Source organism: Pseudomonas sp. GW821-FHT01D09, from assembly GCF_059422465.1.
In genome coordinates this window covers 65,682-81,595 of record NZ_JBWKWY010000001.1, presented here as the reverse complement: position 1 = coordinate 81,595, position 15,914 = coordinate 65,682, and the positions used below count along the sequence as shown (strand labels likewise).

General features: G+C 63.2%; 13 protein-coding genes. 7 read left to right on the top strand and 6 right to left on the bottom strand.

Translation table 11 applies throughout. From position 1 onward, the window contains the following. The first annotated feature begins 10 nt into the window (after positions 1-10). The 7 genes from AC07W7_RS00410 to AC07W7_RS00380 all read left to right on the top strand — a co-directional run bounded on the left by AC07W7_RS00410 (position 11) and on the right by AC07W7_RS00380 (position 10,775). Complete coding sequence (locus AC07W7_RS00410) at positions 11-1,600, top strand: ABC transporter ATP-binding protein (RefSeq protein WP_495038382.1); 1,590 nt, start codon at positions 11-13, stop codon at positions 1,598-1,600. Between the two features lie 16 nt (positions 1,601-1,616). Further along, positions 1,617-3,023: a sigma-54 interaction domain-containing protein gene (locus AC07W7_RS00405; RefSeq protein ID WP_495038381.1), complete on the top strand. Its 1,407-nt coding sequence runs from the start codon at positions 1,617-1,619 to the stop codon at positions 3,021-3,023. 442 nt (positions 3,024-3,465) lie between these two features. After that, a complete protein-coding gene (locus AC07W7_RS00400; RefSeq protein ID WP_169864998.1) occupies positions 3,466-4,857 on the top strand; it encodes a GntP family permease in 1,392 nt (463 codons plus the stop codon). Positions 4,858-4,864: 7 nt separating this feature from the next. Next, positions 4,865-5,638, top strand: a complete 774-nt coding sequence (locus AC07W7_RS00395) for a 3-hydroxybutyrate dehydrogenase (protein WP_076964570.1) — start codon at positions 4,865-4,867, stop codon at positions 5,636-5,638. A gap of 172 nt (positions 5,639-5,810) precedes the next feature. Then, positions 5,811-7,763, top strand: a complete 1,953-nt coding sequence (locus tag AC07W7_RS00390) for an acetoacetate--CoA ligase (RefSeq protein WP_495038380.1) — start codon at positions 5,811-5,813, stop codon at positions 7,761-7,763. Between the two features lie 145 nt (positions 7,764-7,908). Beyond that, on the top strand, positions 7,909-10,458 hold the full coding sequence (locus tag AC07W7_RS00385) for a PAS domain-containing hybrid sensor histidine kinase/response regulator (RefSeq protein WP_495038379.1): 2,550 nt from the start codon (positions 7,909-7,911) through the stop codon (positions 10,456-10,458). Between the two features lie 41 nt (positions 10,459-10,499). Next, complete coding sequence (locus tag AC07W7_RS00380) at positions 10,500-10,775, top strand: peptidylprolyl isomerase (RefSeq protein WP_029293742.1); 276 nt, start codon at positions 10,500-10,502, stop codon at positions 10,773-10,775. A gap of 113 nt (positions 10,776-10,888) precedes the next feature. Here the strand turns inward: AC07W7_RS00380 and AC07W7_RS00375 are convergent, their stop codons facing one another. From AC07W7_RS00375 to AC07W7_RS00350, 6 genes are all read right to left on the bottom strand, one after another. Continuing rightward, complete coding sequence (locus AC07W7_RS00375; protein ID WP_495038378.1) at positions 10,889-11,797, bottom strand: sugar kinase; 909 nt, start codon at positions 11,795-11,797, stop codon at positions 10,889-10,891. Positions 11,798-11,914: 117 nt separating this feature from the next. Continuing rightward, a complete protein-coding gene (locus tag AC07W7_RS00370) occupies positions 11,915-13,123 on the bottom strand; it encodes an amino acid deaminase (RefSeq protein ID WP_495038377.1) in 1,209 nt (402 codons plus the stop codon). 17 nt (positions 13,124-13,140) lie between these two features. Beyond that, positions 13,141-13,905, bottom strand: a complete 765-nt coding sequence (locus AC07W7_RS00365; RefSeq protein WP_495038376.1) for an IclR family transcriptional regulator — start codon at positions 13,903-13,905, stop codon at positions 13,141-13,143. A 179-nt stretch (positions 13,906-14,084) separates the two neighbouring features. Further along, positions 14,085-14,474 (bottom strand): RidA family protein, encoded by a 390-nt coding sequence (locus AC07W7_RS00360; protein ID WP_076964575.1) that lies wholly within the window; start codon positions 14,472-14,474, stop codon positions 14,085-14,087. A gap of 15 nt (positions 14,475-14,489) precedes the next feature. Continuing rightward, positions 14,490-15,257 carry an amino acid ABC transporter ATP-binding protein gene (locus AC07W7_RS00355; RefSeq protein WP_495038375.1) on the bottom strand — a complete coding sequence of 256 codons (768 nt, stop codon included), beginning with the start codon at positions 15,255-15,257 and terminating at the stop codon, positions 14,490-14,492. Continuing rightward, positions 15,254-15,904 (bottom strand): amino acid ABC transporter permease, encoded by a 651-nt coding sequence (locus AC07W7_RS00350; RefSeq protein ID WP_076964577.1) that lies wholly within the window; start codon positions 15,902-15,904, stop codon positions 15,254-15,256. The genes AC07W7_RS00355 and AC07W7_RS00350 overlap by 4 nt, the downstream gene beginning before the upstream one ends. Positions 15,905-15,914 lie beyond the last annotated feature (10 nt).

Sequence of the window (15,914 nt, the reverse complement as noted above, 5' to 3'; positions counted from 1 at the left end):
CGATGCATCCATGACTGACAACCTGATCGAGATCCGCGACCTGTGCGTCGCCTTCAGCGGCCAGACCGTGGTGCGCAACCTGTGCCTGGACGTGCGCCGTGGCGAATGCCTGGCGCTGGTGGGCGAATCGGGCTCGGGCAAGTCGGTGACCGCCCATTCGATCCTGCAACTGCTGCCCCAGGCCGGCACCGCTAGCACCGGTTCCGTGCACTATCGCGGCCAGGAATTGCTCGGCGCCGACGCCGGCAGCCTGCAAAAACTGCGGGGCAACCGCATCGCGATGATCTTCCAGGAGCCGATGACCTCCCTCAACCCCTTGCACAGCATCGAAAAGCAGATCGGCGAAACCCTGCTGCTGCACAAGGGCCTGGGCGGCAAGGCGGCCCAGGCACGCATCCTCGAACTGCTGGAGTTGGTGGGCATCCGTAACCCCCAGGAGCGCCTCAAGTCCTACCCCCATCAGTTGTCGGGCGGCCAGCGCCAACGGGTGATGATTGCCATGGCCCTGGCCTGCGAGCCGGAACTGCTGATCGCCGACGAGCCGACCACCGCGCTGGATGTGACGGTGCAGCGCAAGATCCTGCTGCTGCTCAAATCCTTGCAGCAACGCCTGGGCATGTCCTTGCTGCTGATCAGCCATGACCTCAACCTGGTGCGCAGCATTGCCCAGCGCGTGTGTGTGATGCAGGCCGGGGAAATTGTCGAGCAGGCCGACTGCCTGGCCCTGTTCAATGCGCCGCAACACCCCTACAGCCGCCTGCTGCTGGATGCCGAACCGGTCGGCACGGCACTGTGCCAGGATGTGCGCGAGACGGTGTTGCAGGTCAACGACCTGAGTGTGCGCTTCCCCATCGGTGGCGGGCTGTTACGGCGCAAGCAGTACCTGCAAGCGGTGGACGGCATCAGCCTGGACCTGCAACGGGGCAAGACCCTGGGGATCGTCGGCGAGTCCGGCTCCGGCAAGTCCACCCTCGGCCAGGCGATTCTGCGCCTGCTCGACTCCAGCGGCAGCATCCGCTTCCAGGGCGAGGCCCTCGATGGCCTGAGCCAGAAGCAGATGCGGCCCTGGCGCAAACAGATGCAGGTGGTGTTCCAGGACCCCTACGGCAGCCTCAGCCCGCGCATGTCGGTGCAACAGATCATCAGCGAAGGCCTGGAAGTGCACGCGCCGTGCAGCCTGCAAGAGCGTGACGCGCAGGTGATCAAGGTGCTGCAGGATGTGGGCCTCGACCCGGCCAGCCGCCATCGCTACCCCCACGAGTTCTCCGGCGGCCAGCGCCAACGCATCGCCATCGCCCGCGCCCTGGTGCTGCGCCCGGCGCTGATGCTGCTGGACGAGCCCACCTCGGCCCTGGACCGCACCGTGCAAAAACAAGTGGTGGCGCTGCTGCGTGAACTCCAGGAAAAGTACGGCCTGACCTACCTGTTTATCAGCCATGACCTGGCCGTGGTGCGGGCCATGGCCCACGATATGATCGTGGTCAAGGACGGCAGGGTGGTTGAGCGCGGTCCGAGCCAGGCGGTGTTTGCCGCGCCGCAGCATCCCTACACCCAGGAGCTGCTGGCCGCCGCACAGGCTCCCCTGCCTTTCATTCAATAAACCTGGCGCCCCGAGCATGAACACCACCGAAAGCCTCAAGGACTACCCGCACGTTCGTGGCCTGGCGATCCAGTCCCTGTTCGAGATCATCGAGCAGTCCAGCGAAGGCACGGTGATTGTCGACCGCGACGCCAATATCGTGTGGATGAACGAACGCTACGCCAAGCGCTTCGGCCTGAAAAGCGCCGACCAGGCCATCGGCCAGCCGTGCGAGCAGGTGATCTCCAACAGCCTGCTACGCCAGGTGGTACGCACCGACCAGCCGATCCTCCTGGATATCCAGGACACGCCCAAAGGCCCGCTGGTGGTGATGCGCCTGCCGATCCACGACGATGCCGGCAAGGTCATCGGCGCCATCGGCTTTGCCCTGTTCGATGAGTTGCGCAACCTCTCGCCGATGATCGAGCGCTACCTGAGCATGCAACAGGAGTTGGCCTCGACCCGCTCGCTGTTGCGCTCACGCCAGAGCAAATACAACTTCGCGCATTTTATCGGCACCAGCGCCGCCAGCCTGGAGGTCAAGCGCCGGGCGCGGCGCAGCGCGAGTGCCGAGTCGCCGGTGTTGCTGCTGGGCGAAACCGGCACCGGCAAGGAGCTGCTGGCCCAGGCCATCCATGGTGCCTCGCCACGCGCCAACAAAGCCTTTGTCAGCATCAACAGCGCCGCCATCCCCCATGACCTTTTGGAAGCCGAATTCTTCGGCACCGCGCCCGGCGCATTTACCGGTGCCGACCGCAAGGGCCGCGCCGGCAAGTTGCAGCTCGCCCAAGGCGGGACGTTGTTTCTCGATGAAATCGGCGACATGCCATTGCCGCTGCAAAGCAAACTGCTGCGGGTGCTGCAGGAGAAAGAATTTGAGCCGGTGGGCTCCAACGAGATGATCCACAGCGATGTGCGGGTGATTGCCGCAACGTCCACCGACCTGGAAGCCGCGATCAAGCGCGGCGAGTTTCGCGCCGACTTGTATTACCGCCTCAACGTCTTGCCGATCCAGGTCCCGCCCCTGCGCGAACGCCTGGATGATATTCCGGCGTTGAGCGAGGCCATCCTCGAAGAACTGCGCAGCCAGCATGAACTGGACCGTGAAGCCCTGGCGTTGCTGGCCGAGCATGCCTGGCCGGGGAATATCCGCGAGCTGCGTAATGTGCTGGAACGGGCGGCGCTGCTCAGCGATGACCTGGTGCTGGATGCGCGGGAGATCCGTGCAGCAATTGGCACCTTCAGCCCGGTGGAGCGCAGCGCCGTGGCGCCCATGGAGGTCGAAACCTTCAGCGTGGCGCGGGAGCGGTTCGACCGGCAGTTGATTGCTGCGGCGTTGCGCCAGTGCGAGGGCAATGTGGTGGAGGCAGCCAAGCGATTGGGGCTCGGTCGCTCGACGCTGTACAAGAAGATGGTGGCACTGGGCATCGAGCAGTCTCAATAGAGAGACAAAACTCTCAATACCAAGACAGTCCCCTGTGGAAGCGGGCTTGCCCGCGATAGCGGTGTGCCAGGCAACAAATCCATGGCAGGTAGACCGCCATCGCGGGCAAGCCCTAATGCCAGTCAGTTAAGCCTTTTTGTAGGAGCGAGCTTGCTCGTGAAGAACTTGAGAGCGCCGCGTTTACCTAGCAAACACGCGTTATCGTTGACGTCCTTCGCGAGCAAGCTCGCTCCTACAGAAAGCAGAATCCGCTTAACTGACTGGCATTAGGGCAAGCCCGCTCCCACATTTGATCTGCATTTGTCTTGATATAGAGACACGGCTTCAATATAAACTTTAAATATCTATATATATCAATAAGTTAAAGAGTTGGCACGCTTCCCGCTATAGCCCCTTCCTACAAGCTCTACCCACAACAATAACAATCCGATGGAGACACACCATGAGTGTGATCATTGCCCTGGCGGCGCTTGCGCTGCTGATGCTGGCCGCCTACCGTGGCTATAGCGTCATCCTGTTTGCCCCCATCGCCGCCCTTGGCGCCGTGTTGCTCACCGACCCTTCCGCTGTCGCCCCTGCCTTTACCGGGGTGTTCATGGAAAAAATGGTCGGCTTTATCAAACTCTACTTCCCGGTGTTCCTGCTCGGCGCGGTGTTCGGCAAGCTGATCGAGCTGTCGGGCTTTTCGCGCTCGATCGTCGCGGCCGCCATCCGTTTGCTCGGCACCCGCCAGGCAATGTTGGTGATCGTGCTGGTCTGCGCATTGCTGACCTATGGCGGTGTATCGCTGTTTGTGGTGGTGTTTGCGGTGTACCCGTTCGCCGCCGAGATGTTCCGCCAGAGCAATATCCCCAAGCGCCTGATCCCGGCGACCATTGCCCTGGGCGCGTTCTCGTTCACCATGGACGCCCTGCCCGGCACGCCGCAGATCCAGAACATCATCCCCAGCACCTTCTTCAACACCACCGCCTGGGCCGCGCCCTGGCTGGGCTTGATCGGCACCATTTTTGTGTTCTGCGTCGGCATGCTGTACCTGGCGCGCCAGCGCAACAAGGCCCAACGTACCGGTGAAGGCTATGGCACCGACTTGCGCAACGAGCCGGAAACCGCCGCAGACCTGAGCCTGCCCAACCCGTGGATCGCCCTGTCGCCCCTGATTCTGGTGGGGGTGATGAACCTGCTGTTCACCCACTGGATCCCGCAGTGGTACGGCAAGACCCACAGCCTTGCCCTGCCCGGCATGAGCGCGCCGGTGACCACGGAAATCGCCAAGCTCACCGCGATCTGGGCGGTGCAGGCCGCGTTACTGGTGGGGATCATCATGGTCCTGGTGTTTGGCTTTTCGGCGATCAAGAGCAAGCTGGCCGAAGGCAGTAAAAGCGCGGTCAGCGGCGCACTGCTGGCGGCGATGAACACCGCTTCGGAATACGGCTTCGGCGCGGTGATCGCCTCGCTGCCGGGCTTCCTGGTGCTGGCGGACTGGCTCAAGGGCATCCCCGACCCGCTGGTCAACGAGGCGATTACCGTGACCCTGCTGGCCGGTATCACCGGCTCTGCCTCCGGCGGCATGAGCATCGCCCTGGCGGCCATGTCCGAAAGCTTTATTTCCGCAGCCCATGCCGCCAATATCCCCCTGGAAGTGCTGCACCGGGTCGCGGCCATGGCCAGTGGCGGCATGGACACCCTGCCCCACAACGGCGCGGTCATCACGCTGCTGGCAGTCACCGGGCTGACCCACCGCGAAGCCTACAAGGATATTTTCGGCATCACGATCATCAAGACCCTCGCGGTGTTCGTGGTGATCGGTACTTTCTACGCCACCGGCATTGTGTGAGGTTTTCATGACGACATTGAACGGCAAGACCGCCCTGGTCACCGGCTCTACCAGTGGCATCGGCTTAGGGATTGCCCTGAGCCTGGCCAAGGCCGGCGCCAACCTGATCCTCAACGGCTTCGGCGATGCCAGCGCGGTGATCGCCCAGGTGCAGGCGTTTGGCGGCAAGGTCGGCCATCACCCGGCCGATGTCAGCGACCCGGCGCAGATCGCCGAGATGGTCGCCTACGCCGAGCGCGAGTTCGGCGGCATCGACATCCTGGTGAATAACGCGGGCATCCAGCATGTGGCCGCGGTGGAAGACTTCCCGGTAGAACGCTGGGACTCGATCATCGCCATCAACCTGTCATCGGTGTTCCACAGCACCCGCCTGAGCCTGCCGGGCATGAAGGCCAAGGGCTGGGGGCGGATCGTCAATATTGCCTCGGTGCACGGCCAGGTCGGCTCGGTGGGCAAGGCGGCGTATGTGGCGGCCAAGCACGGGGTGATCGGCCTGACCAAGGTCGTCGGCCTGGAAACCGCCACCAGCAACGTGACCTGCAACGCCATCTGCCCGGGTTGGGTGTTGACGCCGCTGGTGCAGAAGCAGATCGATGACCGCATCGCCACAGGCGTTGAGCCGCAGCAGGCCCAGCATGACCTGCTGGCTGAAAAGCAGCCGTCCCTGGAGTTCGTCACCCCACCGCAACTGGGCGAGCTGGTGCTGTTCCTGTGCAGCGAGGCCGGCAGCCAGGTGCGTGGCGCGGCGTGGAATATTGATGGTGGGTGGCTGGCCCAGTAACCCCCTATCGCCCCAACAAAGAAGATCCAAATGTGGGAGCTGGCTTGCCTGCGATAGCGGTGGGCCAGTTAACTCATGCATGACTGATCCACCGCTATCGCAGGCAAGCCAGCTCCCACAGTTTGGATGTGTGTTGTCTGGCGGATCTCATACAAGAACAAGAGAGTGCGCCATGTCCGATATCCTCTGGCAACCCAGCCCGGAACGCATCCACACCACCCGGATGGACCAGTTCCGGCGCTTTATCAATGATCGCCACGCCTTGCAGATCAACGATTACCCCACCCTGCACCAATGGAGCATCGACCAGCGTCCGGCGTTCTGGGCGGCGATTGTCGAGTTCTTCGACGTGCAGTTTCGTACGCCGCCCAGCACCGTGCTGGTGGAAGGCGCGCAGATGCCCAGCGCCCAGTGGTTTCCCGGCGCCACCCTGAACTTTGCCGAACACCTGCTGCGCCGCCGCGATGAGCACCCGGCGGTGGTCGCCATCAGCGAAGACGGCCAGCGCGAACAACTGACCTATGCCGAACTGGCCCGCCACGTCGCCGGCCTGCAGCGCAGCCTGCAAGCGGCGGGCGTGGGCCTGGGTGATCGGGTGGCGGCGTGCATGCCCAATACCTGGCAAACCCTGGTGGGCATGCTCGCCACCAGCAGCCTGGGGGCGATCTGGTCCTGCTCCTCGCCGGACTTCGGCACCCAGGGGGTGATCGACCGCTTCGGCCAGATCGAACCCAAGGTGCTGATCACCTGCGCCGGCTATCGCTACGCGGGCAAGTTGATCGACCAGAGCGCCAAGCTCAATGAAATCCTCGAGCGCCTGCCGTCCCTGCAACAGCTGATCATCGTGCCCTACGCCCGGCCCGAGGCGCGCATCGAGGACTACCAGACCCCGGCCAACGTCGCCCTGTGGGATGACTTCTATTGCCCCGGCGGCGAACCGCAGTTTGTCGCCGTGCCCTTCGACCACCCGCTGTACATCCTCTACTCCAGTGGCACCACTGGCGTGCCCAAGTGCATCATCCACGGCACCGGCGGCGTGCTGCTGACCCACCTCAAGGAACACGGCCTGCACGCCGACCTGTCGCGCGACGACTGCCTGTTCTACTACACCACCTGCGGCTGGATGATGTGGAACTGGCTGGTCTCGGTCTTGGCCATCGGCGCCACGGCGGTGCTGTATGACGGCTCGCCGTTTCATCCGGGCCCCGCGCGCCTGATTGACCTGATCGACCAGGAACGCATCAGCGTGTTCGGCACTAGCCCGAAATACCTCGCCACCCTGGAAAAGGCCGGCCTGCAACCACGCCGCAGCCATGACCTGGGCAGCCTCAAGGGCCTGATCTCGACCGGCTCGCCACTGTCGCCCCAGAGCTACGACTACGTGTACCGCGAGATCAAGCAGCAGCTGTGCCTGTCGTCGATGTCGGGGGGCACCGATATCGTCTCCTGCTTTGTTATCGGCAACCCGGTGTTGCCGGTACGCCGCGGCGAAATGCAGTGCAAGAGCCTGGCGATGGCCATCGAAGTGTGGGATGAGCAGGGCCGGCCGCTGGTCGGTGAAAAAGGCGAACTGGTGTGTACCCGGCACTTCCCGGCGATGCCCATCGGCCTGTGGCATGACCCGCTGGGGGAAAAGCTGCGCGCTTCGTATTTCAGCCAGTTCCCCGGCGTATGGGCCCAGGGCGACTATGCCGAGCAGCGTGCCAATGGCAGCCTGTTGATCCATGGTCGTTCGGATGCGGTGCTCAACCCCGGCGGCGTGCGCATCGGCACGGCGGAGATCTACCGCCAGGTGGAAAAGGTCCCGCAGGTCGTGGAAAGCCTGGCCATCGGCCAACGTTGGCAGGACGATGTGCGCGTGGTGCTGTTTGTGCGCCTCAATGACGGCGAACACCTGGACGCCGCCCTTGAGCAACAGATCCGCGATGTGATCCGCGCCCATACCACGCCGCGCCACGTGCCGGCGAAGATCCTCAGCGTCACTGACATTCCACGCACCCTCAGCGGCAAGATCGTCGAGTTGGCGGTCAGGAATGTCGTGCACGGCGAACCGGTGAAGAACACCGATGCCCTGGCCAACCCCCAAGCCCTGGAGCAGTTTCGCAACCGCCCCGAGCTGGGGTAAAAAAGATGAAAGGTTTCAGCTTTGACGCACTCACTTGAAGAAAAACCCCTCAAGCATGCTATTTTTCGAGGGGTAACCAGCCGTTTCCGTACCACGGAGTCTTCGGCTTTTTTCATTCTTCAAGCGTTACGCGCAAGGCACTTACATGAACGGATCACCCACCGGCAGCGAGGCCGCGGCCCTGATCGCACGGCTGGACTGGGCCGCAAGCCCCCTCGGTGATGCCAGCCACTGGCCACAAAGCCTGCGCACGGCCATCGATATCGTCATCCATTCACCGATGCCGATGCTGTTGCTGTGGGGCACCGAACTCACGCAACTCTACAACGACGGCTTCGCCCTGCTGGCTGGCAACAAGCACCCCCAGGCCTTCGGCCAGCCGACGCACCGGGCCTGGCCGGAGCTGCAACACTTCACCACCCCGATCTACCGCGCCGTCCTGAGCGGCCAGGTGCGCACCTTTACCGAACAGCGCTTTGTCCTGCAGCGCAACCACCGCGACACCGAGATCTGGCTGGACCTGACCTACAGCCCGATCCGCGACGAACAGGGCCAGGTCGCCGGGATCCTGGTGACAGCGATTGAAACCAACGAACGCCGGCAACTGGCCCAGGAGCTGCAACAACGTTCCGAAGCCAGCCTCAAGGCCCAGCACAACACCGAGCAACGCTTGCAACTGGCCCTGGCCGCCACCGATGCGGTGGGCACCTGGGACTGGGATATCAGCGAAGACCGCTTTATCGCCGATAACCATTTTGCCCAGTTGCACGGGGTTGATCCGTGCCAGGCCCAGCAGTTGCCCATCAGTGACTACCTGCAAGGCGTGCACCCGCAAGACCGCGGCCTGATCGCCCGCAGCATCAAGCATTGCATCACCCATGGCACCGAGTACGCCGAGGAATATCGCCTGCTCCAGGCCAACGGCCAGGTGCGCTGGGTGTTTGCCCGTGGTCGCTGCTACAAGGACCACCACGGCCGACCGGTGCGCTTCCTTGGTGCGGCGCTGGACCTGACCGAACGCAAGCACACCGAGCAAGCCCTGCGCCAGAGCCAGACCGAGCTGCAGCTGATCATCAACGCCATGCCGGTGCTGATCGGCTATGTCGACCACACAGAACGCTTTCGCCTGAACAACAGCGCCTACCTCGACTGGTACGGCCTGACCCCGCAAGAACTGTATGGCAAGACCATCCGCGAAGTCCTCGGCGACAAGCTCTATGCCGGGCGCGCCGATAAAATCGCCGCCGCGCTCAAGGGCAAGGCCTGCAGCTTTGTCACCGTCACCCCCCATTGCGATGGCCGGCCCCGGCATGCGCTGATGAAGTATCTGCCCCGCTTCAGCGCCGATGGCTCGGTCAATGGCTTCTATATCTTTGTGATCGATGAGACTGAACGCAAACTCACCGAAGAGGCGCTGCGCCATCTCAACGACAACCTGGAAGAACGCGTGGCCCAGCGCACCCAGGCCCTGGCCGAAGCCAACCAGCGCCTGCAAAACGAGATGTTCGAGCGCGCACGCGCCGAAGACGCGCTGCGCCATGCACAAAAAATGGAAGCGCTCGGCCAACTCACCGGCGGGATCGCCCATGACTTCAACAATATGCTCACCGGGATCATTGGCAGCCTGGACCTGATGCAGCGCTACATCGCCGCCGGGCGCAGCGATGAGATTAGTCGCTTCACCGACGCCGCCGTGGCCTCGGCCCATCGCGCAGCCGCGCTGACCCATCGCCTGCTGGCCTTCTCCCGGCGCCAGTCCCTGGATCGCCAGCCCCTGGATCCGAACCAGTTGGTCACGTCCCTCGAAGAGCTGTTCCGCCGCACCAAAGGCGCCCATATCGACCTCAAGGTGCAACTGGGCAGCGACATCTGGCCGGTGAACACCGACGCCAGCCAACTGGAAAACGCCCTGCTCAACCTGGTAATCAACGCCCGCGACGCCATGCCCGATGGCGGGCAACTGAGCATCGAGACGGCCAACAGCTACCTGGACGGCAGCGACATCAGCACCCTGGAACCGGTCAAGGCCGGCGACTATGTGATGCTGGGCGTGTGCGACAACGGCGCCGGCATGACCCCCAAGATCCTGGCCAAGGCCTTCGACCCGTTTTTCACCACCAAGCCCATCGGCCAGGGGACGGGCCTGGGGCTGTCGATGATTTATGGCTTTGCCCAGCAATCCGGCGGCCACGTCACGATCCACAGCGAACCGGGCCGCGGCACCTGTGTGCGCCTGTACCTGCCGCGCCTGCATGGCACCGCCCTGGAGAAAGTCCTGCCGCAGCTCCCCGTGGAAGCCCCCGTGGCGCTGGATGGCGAAGCTGTGGTGGTGGTCGAGGACGATGCTGCGGTGCGCATGCTGGTGGTCAACCTGCTCGATGAACTGGGCTACACCGCCCACCAGGCCGCCGACGCGCGGGCGGCCCTGCCGTTGCTGGAATCTGACCTGCGGGTGGACTTGCTGGTGACCGATGTCGGCCTGCCCGGCATGAACGGTCGGCAACTGGCGGAAATCGCCCGCCAGCACCGCCCCGGGCTCAAGGTGCTGTTCATGACCGGCTACGCCGAGACCGCCGCCGAGCGTCAGGGTTTCCTGGATGAAGGCATGGACATGGTGGCCAAGCCGTTTTCCATCGACCAGTTGGCCACGAAAATCCGCAGCATGATCGGCGCCAAAGGCCAAGTTGATGCATAATCCCGCGCCTTCAAGCCCGACCGTTGCAAGGTAACTGCCCGATGAAAGCCCAAGCCCGCCATATCCTGGTTAAAACCAGCGAAGAAGCCGAACAGCTCAAGCAGCGTATTGCCAAGGGCGAAGCCTTTGATGTGCTGGCCAAGAAGTTCTCCACCTGCCCGTCCGGCAAGCGCGGCGGCGACCTGGGTGAAGTACGGCCGGGGCAGATGGTGGGGGTGATCGATGCGGTGATTTTCAAGAAACCGCTGCGGGTAGTGCATGGGCCGATCAAGAGCAAGTTTGGGTATCACCTGGTGCAGGTGTTCTACCGCGACTAAATCACCCTGATCGTTCCCACGCTCCGCGTGGGAATGCCTCACTGGACGCTCTGCGTCCGCTTCTGGGACGCGGAGCGTCCGTAGCTGCATTCCCACGCGGAGCGTGGGAACGATCACCCCCTGGGAATCAGCGCACCCGGAAGCTGGATCACCTGGCTCGCCAACCGATGCCCCGCCAAGGCTGCCTCCTGCGGCGAACCACCCCTGAGCCGGCTGGCCAGATACGCCGCACTGAACGAATCCCCCGCCGCCGTGGTGTCCACCACCTGCTCGACCACCCGCGCCGGCACCGCAAAACGCTCGCCACCGCAACGAATCAGGCAATCATCCGCCCCACGCTTGAGCACCACCTCCTCGATCCCCGGATAGGCCGCCAACACCTGCTCGCTGTCGGCATAGCCAAACAACGCACGCTCGTCATCCTCTGTCAGCAAGGCCATATCCACCAGTGCCAACACCTGCCGATAGGCCTCGCGAGCAGCCTCGACACTGGCCCACAGACGCGGCCGGTAGTTGTTGTCGAACACCACCCGGGCGCCACGCTGGCGAGCCTCGACCAGGGCGGCCAGCAGGCGTACGCGCCCCACTTCGCCCAAGACCGCCAGGGTGATCCCGCTGAAATACAGCACGTCATAGCCCGGCAAGGCCGCCAGGACCGGCTCGGCCCCAGGCGTGGTAAAGCAATCGCGCACTGCCGCTTCGTTACGCCAGTAGAGGAATTTGCGCTCGCCCTGGGCATCGGTCTGGATGCAGTACAAACCCGGCAGGCGCCCCGGCAAGCGCTGGACCCTGTCCAGGCCCAGGCCTTCGGCGGCCCATTGCTGGCACATGGCATCGCTGAAACGGTCATCGCCCAGGGCGGTGACGTAATCCACCGTGCTGCTGGCCCCCAGTTCGCGGCGCAGGTAGACGGCGGTGTTCAGGGTGTCGCCGCCGAAGCTCTGTTGCAGGCTGCCGTCGGCGCGGTGTTGCAGTTCGATCATGCATTCGCCGATCAGGGCGATGCGCGGGTGTGGGTTCATGTTCGGATTCTCGGGTGAGTTTTAGGGCCTCATCGCCGGCCAGCCAGCTCCCACATTTGAATGTATTCACAAATCCAAATGTGGGAGCTGGCTTGCCTGCGATGGCCGCGACGCGGTCTAGAAACAGGTGTGCAATGTCTCGATCACCTGCAACTGCTCATCCACCAAACACCCCACCTGCCACTTATCAAAGGTCAGGCACGGGTGCGAGGTGCCAAACGAGATGATGTCGCCAATGCGCAGCTCAACCCCCGCCGCCACGCTCATGAAGGCGTGCTGGTCCATTACCGCCGTAACCTTGCAAGCACTCACGTCATCGCCCACCGCAGGCAACACGCCGGCCTTGTAGCGCTTGAGTGGCACCGGCAGGCCGGCGTCGTAGGCCACGTCGCGCTTGCCCAGGGCGATCACCGCAAACCCCGGCTGCGGCAACGATTGCACATGGGCCCAGACTTCCAGGGCCGGGCGCAGGCCTTCGCTGAGGTCGCTGCGCCGGTCCAGCACGCAGCATTGCGCGTCCTTGTAGATACCATGGTCGTGGGCCACATAGCTGCCGGGGCGCAGTACGCTGAGGAAGCGCCCCTCGGCGTTTTGCGCGGCGAAAGACTCGGCAATCAGGTCATACCAGGCCGAACCCGACGCGGTGATGATCGGCTTGCCCAGGTCAAAGGCCCCGCTGTTCTGCATATCCACCGCCAGGCGCACCAGGGACGCAGCAAACTCGCGGATACCGCGGATGGCATGCTCACCGTGGATCACCCCTTCGTAGCCTTCGATCCCGGTAAGCGCCAGGGCCGGCTGGGCCTTGATTGCCCGCGCCAGGTCCAGCACCTCCTGCTCGCTGCGGCAACCGCAGCGGCCGCCGACCACGCCGTATTCGATCATCACATTCAGACGCAGGCCACGGGCGGCGAAGAATGCGCCCAGGTCAGCGACGTTGTCCGGGTGATCGACCAGGCAATGGAAGTCAAACTCGGGGTCAGCCAGCAGCTCGGCGATCAGCGCCATGTTCGGCGCGCCTACCAGTTGGTTGGCCATCAATACCCGGCGCACGCCACCGGCATAGGCCGCGCGGGTCTGCACTGCGGTAGCCAGGGTGATGCCCCAGGCGCCTTGCGCCAACTGACGCTGGAACAGCGCCGGCATCATGCTGGTCTTGCCATGGGGCGCCAGTTGCGCGCCGCTGTGGCTGACAAAATCCTGCATCCAGCGGATGTTGTGTTCCAGTGCCGCGCGGTGCAGCACCAGGGCGGGCAGGCTGACGTCGCGTACCAGGTGGGCACCGCTGGCGGCGGCGCCTTTTTCAACGGCATTGAAGGCAGACATGGGGTTACTCCGTTTCGCTATTCATTGATGCGACGGGCCAGGGTGTTGGCGCTTTCGATCAGCACCCGGCGGTAGTCGTTGTAATTGTTCTTGGCGTCGGCCCGTGGGGCGACGATACACAGGGTCGCAATGGCGACGCCCTGGGCATCGCGCACCGGGGCGGCAAAGCAGTGGGTAAAGGTGTCGGCGACACTGTCAAAGGAAAAGAAACCATCGAGGCTGGCCTGGCGAATCTGCCCGAGGAAGGTCGCCAGGGGCAGGCGCTGGCCATCCGGCAGGATAAAGTCGTCGTGGTCGATCAGCTCGATGATCTGCTGGTCGCTCAAATGCCCCAGCAACAAGCGCCCGGAAGCGGTCCAGGGAATCGGCGCGTTTTCACCGATATCCGAAGAGATGCGAAAATGCCGCTCGCCCTCGCGCATCAACGCCACCGTGTACTTGCGCCCGTTGAGCAGGCACATTTGCGCGGTCTCGCGGGTTTGCCTGACGATCGCCTGCAAGGCGTGATCGGCCTCGCGGGTCAGGTCGAAATGGCGCAAGTGGGCCTGGCCGAGGAAGTACAACTGGCGTCCCAGGTACACATGCCCGTCCTTGCCCACGGCTTCGAGAATCCGTCGCTCCAGCAGGGAGGCGACCAGTTCGTAGACCGTGGACTTGGGGCTGCCGATACCACTGGCAATATCGTTGGGGCGCAGGGGCTGGCCGACTTCCTTGAGAAAGTCAAGGATATCGAACGCCCGGTCCAGGCCCTTTGCGCGGCGTTTGATGGTGTCTTCGGTCATGGCGGTCTTCATTAGCGTAAGAGGTCCATGTAAGAACAGGGCTTTTGTGGGAGCGGGCTTGCCCGCGATAGCGGTGTATCAGCCAACTATTTAGCGACTGACACTATGCTATCGCGGGCAAGCCCGCTCCCACCCAAACCCAGTCCACATTGGATTTGTGTGGTCTTGAAGTCAGGCATTCAGCCTTTTTTCTTGTAGGCCACGCAATCGATCTCGACCTTGCAATCGACCATCATGTTCGCTTGCACACAGGCCCGCGCCGGGGCGTGTTCGGGGGTGAAGTACTCGCCGAAGACCTTGTTGAAACTCCAGAAATCCCGGGGGTCTTCCAGCCATACACCGACCCGGACCACGTCTTTGAGCCCATAGCCGGCCTCTGCAAGGATCGCCACGACGTTCTTCATGGTCTGGTGGGTCTGCTCGACAATCCCGCCATTGATGATCTCACCGTCCACCGCCGGCACCTGGCCCGACACGTACAACCAGCCATCCGCCTCCACCGCACGGGCGAATGGGCGGGGTTGGCCACCACCGGCGGTGCTGCCGGCGCCGTAACGAGTAATGCTCATAAAGTTGCTCCTTGATTAAAACCGAATATTTTTCAGAAATTCCGCCAGGCGTGGCGATTGCGGGCGCTCGAAGATGTCTTGGGGCGGCCCCTGCTCTTCAATCCGCCCCTGGTTCATAAACACGATGTTGTCCGAGACCTCGTAGGCAAAGCGCATCTCGTGGGTCACCAGCAACATGCTCATGCCCTCTTGCGCCAGGCCCTTGATCACACTGAGCACTTCGCCGACCAACTCCGGGTCCAGCGCCGAGGTCACTTCGTCGAACAGCATCAGGCTGGGGTTCATCGCAATCGCCCGGGCAATCGCCACCCGCTGTTGCTGACCGCCGGACAACTGACCGGGGAAGTGGTTGCGCCGTTCCAGCAGGCCGACGCGCTCCAGCCATTTTTCCGCCAGGGCCACTGCCTCGTCCTTGCCCATATGCTTGACCTTGAGCAGGCCCAGGGTGACGTTTTGCAACGCGCTCAGATGGGGGAACAGGTTGAATTGCTGGAACGCCATGCCGGTCATGGCGCGGTGCTGGGCGATGAGTTTTTCCGGGTGGCGCACGCGCTTGCCGGCAATTTCACGATAGCCAATGGACTCACCATCGAGGGTGATCTGCCCGCCCTGGAACTCCTCCAGCAGGTTGACGCAGCGCAGCAGCGTGGTCTTGCCCGAGCCGCTGGAGCCGATCAACGTCACCACATTGCCGCGCTGGAGCGACAGGTCGACGCCCTTGAGGACTTCCACCGCGCCGTATTGCTTGCGCAGGCCGCTGATGTTGAGCAAGGGTTGATTCATGGCAAGGCCACCCGTTTTTCAATGTAGCGCCCGAATAACTCGATGGCGTAGTTGATGACAAAGAACAAAAACCCGGCGAACAGGTAGAACTCCAGGGTCATAAAGGTCCGGGCGATGACTTGCTGGGTGCTCAACAGCAACTCGGCAACGCCGATCACCGACAGCAGGGTCGAGGCCTTGACGATCTCGGTGGAGGAATTGACCCAGGTTGGCAAAATCTGCCGCAACGCCTGGGGCAACAGCACATAGCCCAGGGACTGGTAGAAACTCAGGCCAATGGCCTTGCCGGCCTCCAGTTGCCCACGGGGAATGGCTTGCAGCGCACCGCGCACAATCTCGGCGACATGGGAGCCGCAAAACAGCGTGAGGCCCAGGGCGCCGGCCTGGAACGCACCGATCTGCCAGCCCAGCGCCGGCGCCATATAGAAGCAGGCCAGCACCAGCACAAACACCGGAGTGCCGCGGATCAGGTCGACGTACAGGCGAAACGGCGCGCGCATCCAGAACTTGCCGTAGGTCAGCACCAGCCCGGCGACGATGCCGATCAGGGTGCCGAAGATAATCGCCAGCACCGAGCAATACACGCTGGTCTGGAACCCGGCCCACAGGGTTGTCCGGGCAATCCACAACTCATGCAGCCAATCCATGGAGACCCCC

Coding starts and splice junctions, on each gene's coding strand:
- AC07W7_RS00410 (WP_495038382.1), top strand. CDS start 11: ATGACTGACAACCTGATCGAGATCCGCGACCTGTGCGTCGCCTTCAGC.
- AC07W7_RS00405 (WP_495038381.1), top strand. CDS start 1,617: ATGAACACCACCGAAAGCCTCAAGGACTACCCGCACGTTCGTGGCCTG.
- AC07W7_RS00400 (WP_169864998.1), top strand. CDS start 3,466: ATGAGTGTGATCATTGCCCTGGCGGCGCTTGCGCTGCTGATGCTGGCC.
- AC07W7_RS00395 (WP_076964570.1), top strand. CDS start 4,865: ATGACGACATTGAACGGCAAGACCGCCCTGGTCACCGGCTCTACCAGT.
- AC07W7_RS00390 (WP_495038380.1), top strand. CDS start 5,811: ATGTCCGATATCCTCTGGCAACCCAGCCCGGAACGCATCCACACCACC.
- AC07W7_RS00385 (WP_495038379.1), top strand. CDS start 7,909: ATGAACGGATCACCCACCGGCAGCGAGGCCGCGGCCCTGATCGCACGG.
- AC07W7_RS00380 (WP_029293742.1), top strand. CDS start 10,500: ATGAAAGCCCAAGCCCGCCATATCCTGGTTAAAACCAGCGAAGAAGCC.
- AC07W7_RS00375 (WP_495038378.1), bottom strand. CDS start 11,797: ATGAACCCACACCCGCGCATCGCCCTGATCGGCGAATGCATGATCGAA.
- AC07W7_RS00370 (WP_495038377.1), bottom strand. CDS start 13,123: ATGTCTGCCTTCAATGCCGTTGAAAAAGGCGCCGCCGCCAGCGGTGCC.
- AC07W7_RS00365 (WP_495038376.1), bottom strand. CDS start 13,905: ATGACCGAAGACACCATCAAACGCCGCGCAAAGGGCCTGGACCGGGCG.
- AC07W7_RS00360 (WP_076964575.1), bottom strand. CDS start 14,474: ATGAGCATTACTCGTTACGGCGCCGGCAGCACCGCCGGTGGTGGCCAA.
- AC07W7_RS00355 (WP_495038375.1), bottom strand. CDS start 15,257: ATGAATCAACCCTTGCTCAACATCAGCGGCCTGCGCAAGCAATACGGC.
- AC07W7_RS00350 (WP_076964577.1), bottom strand. CDS start 15,904: ATGGATTGGCTGCATGAGTTGTGGATTGCCCGGACAACCCTGTGGGCC.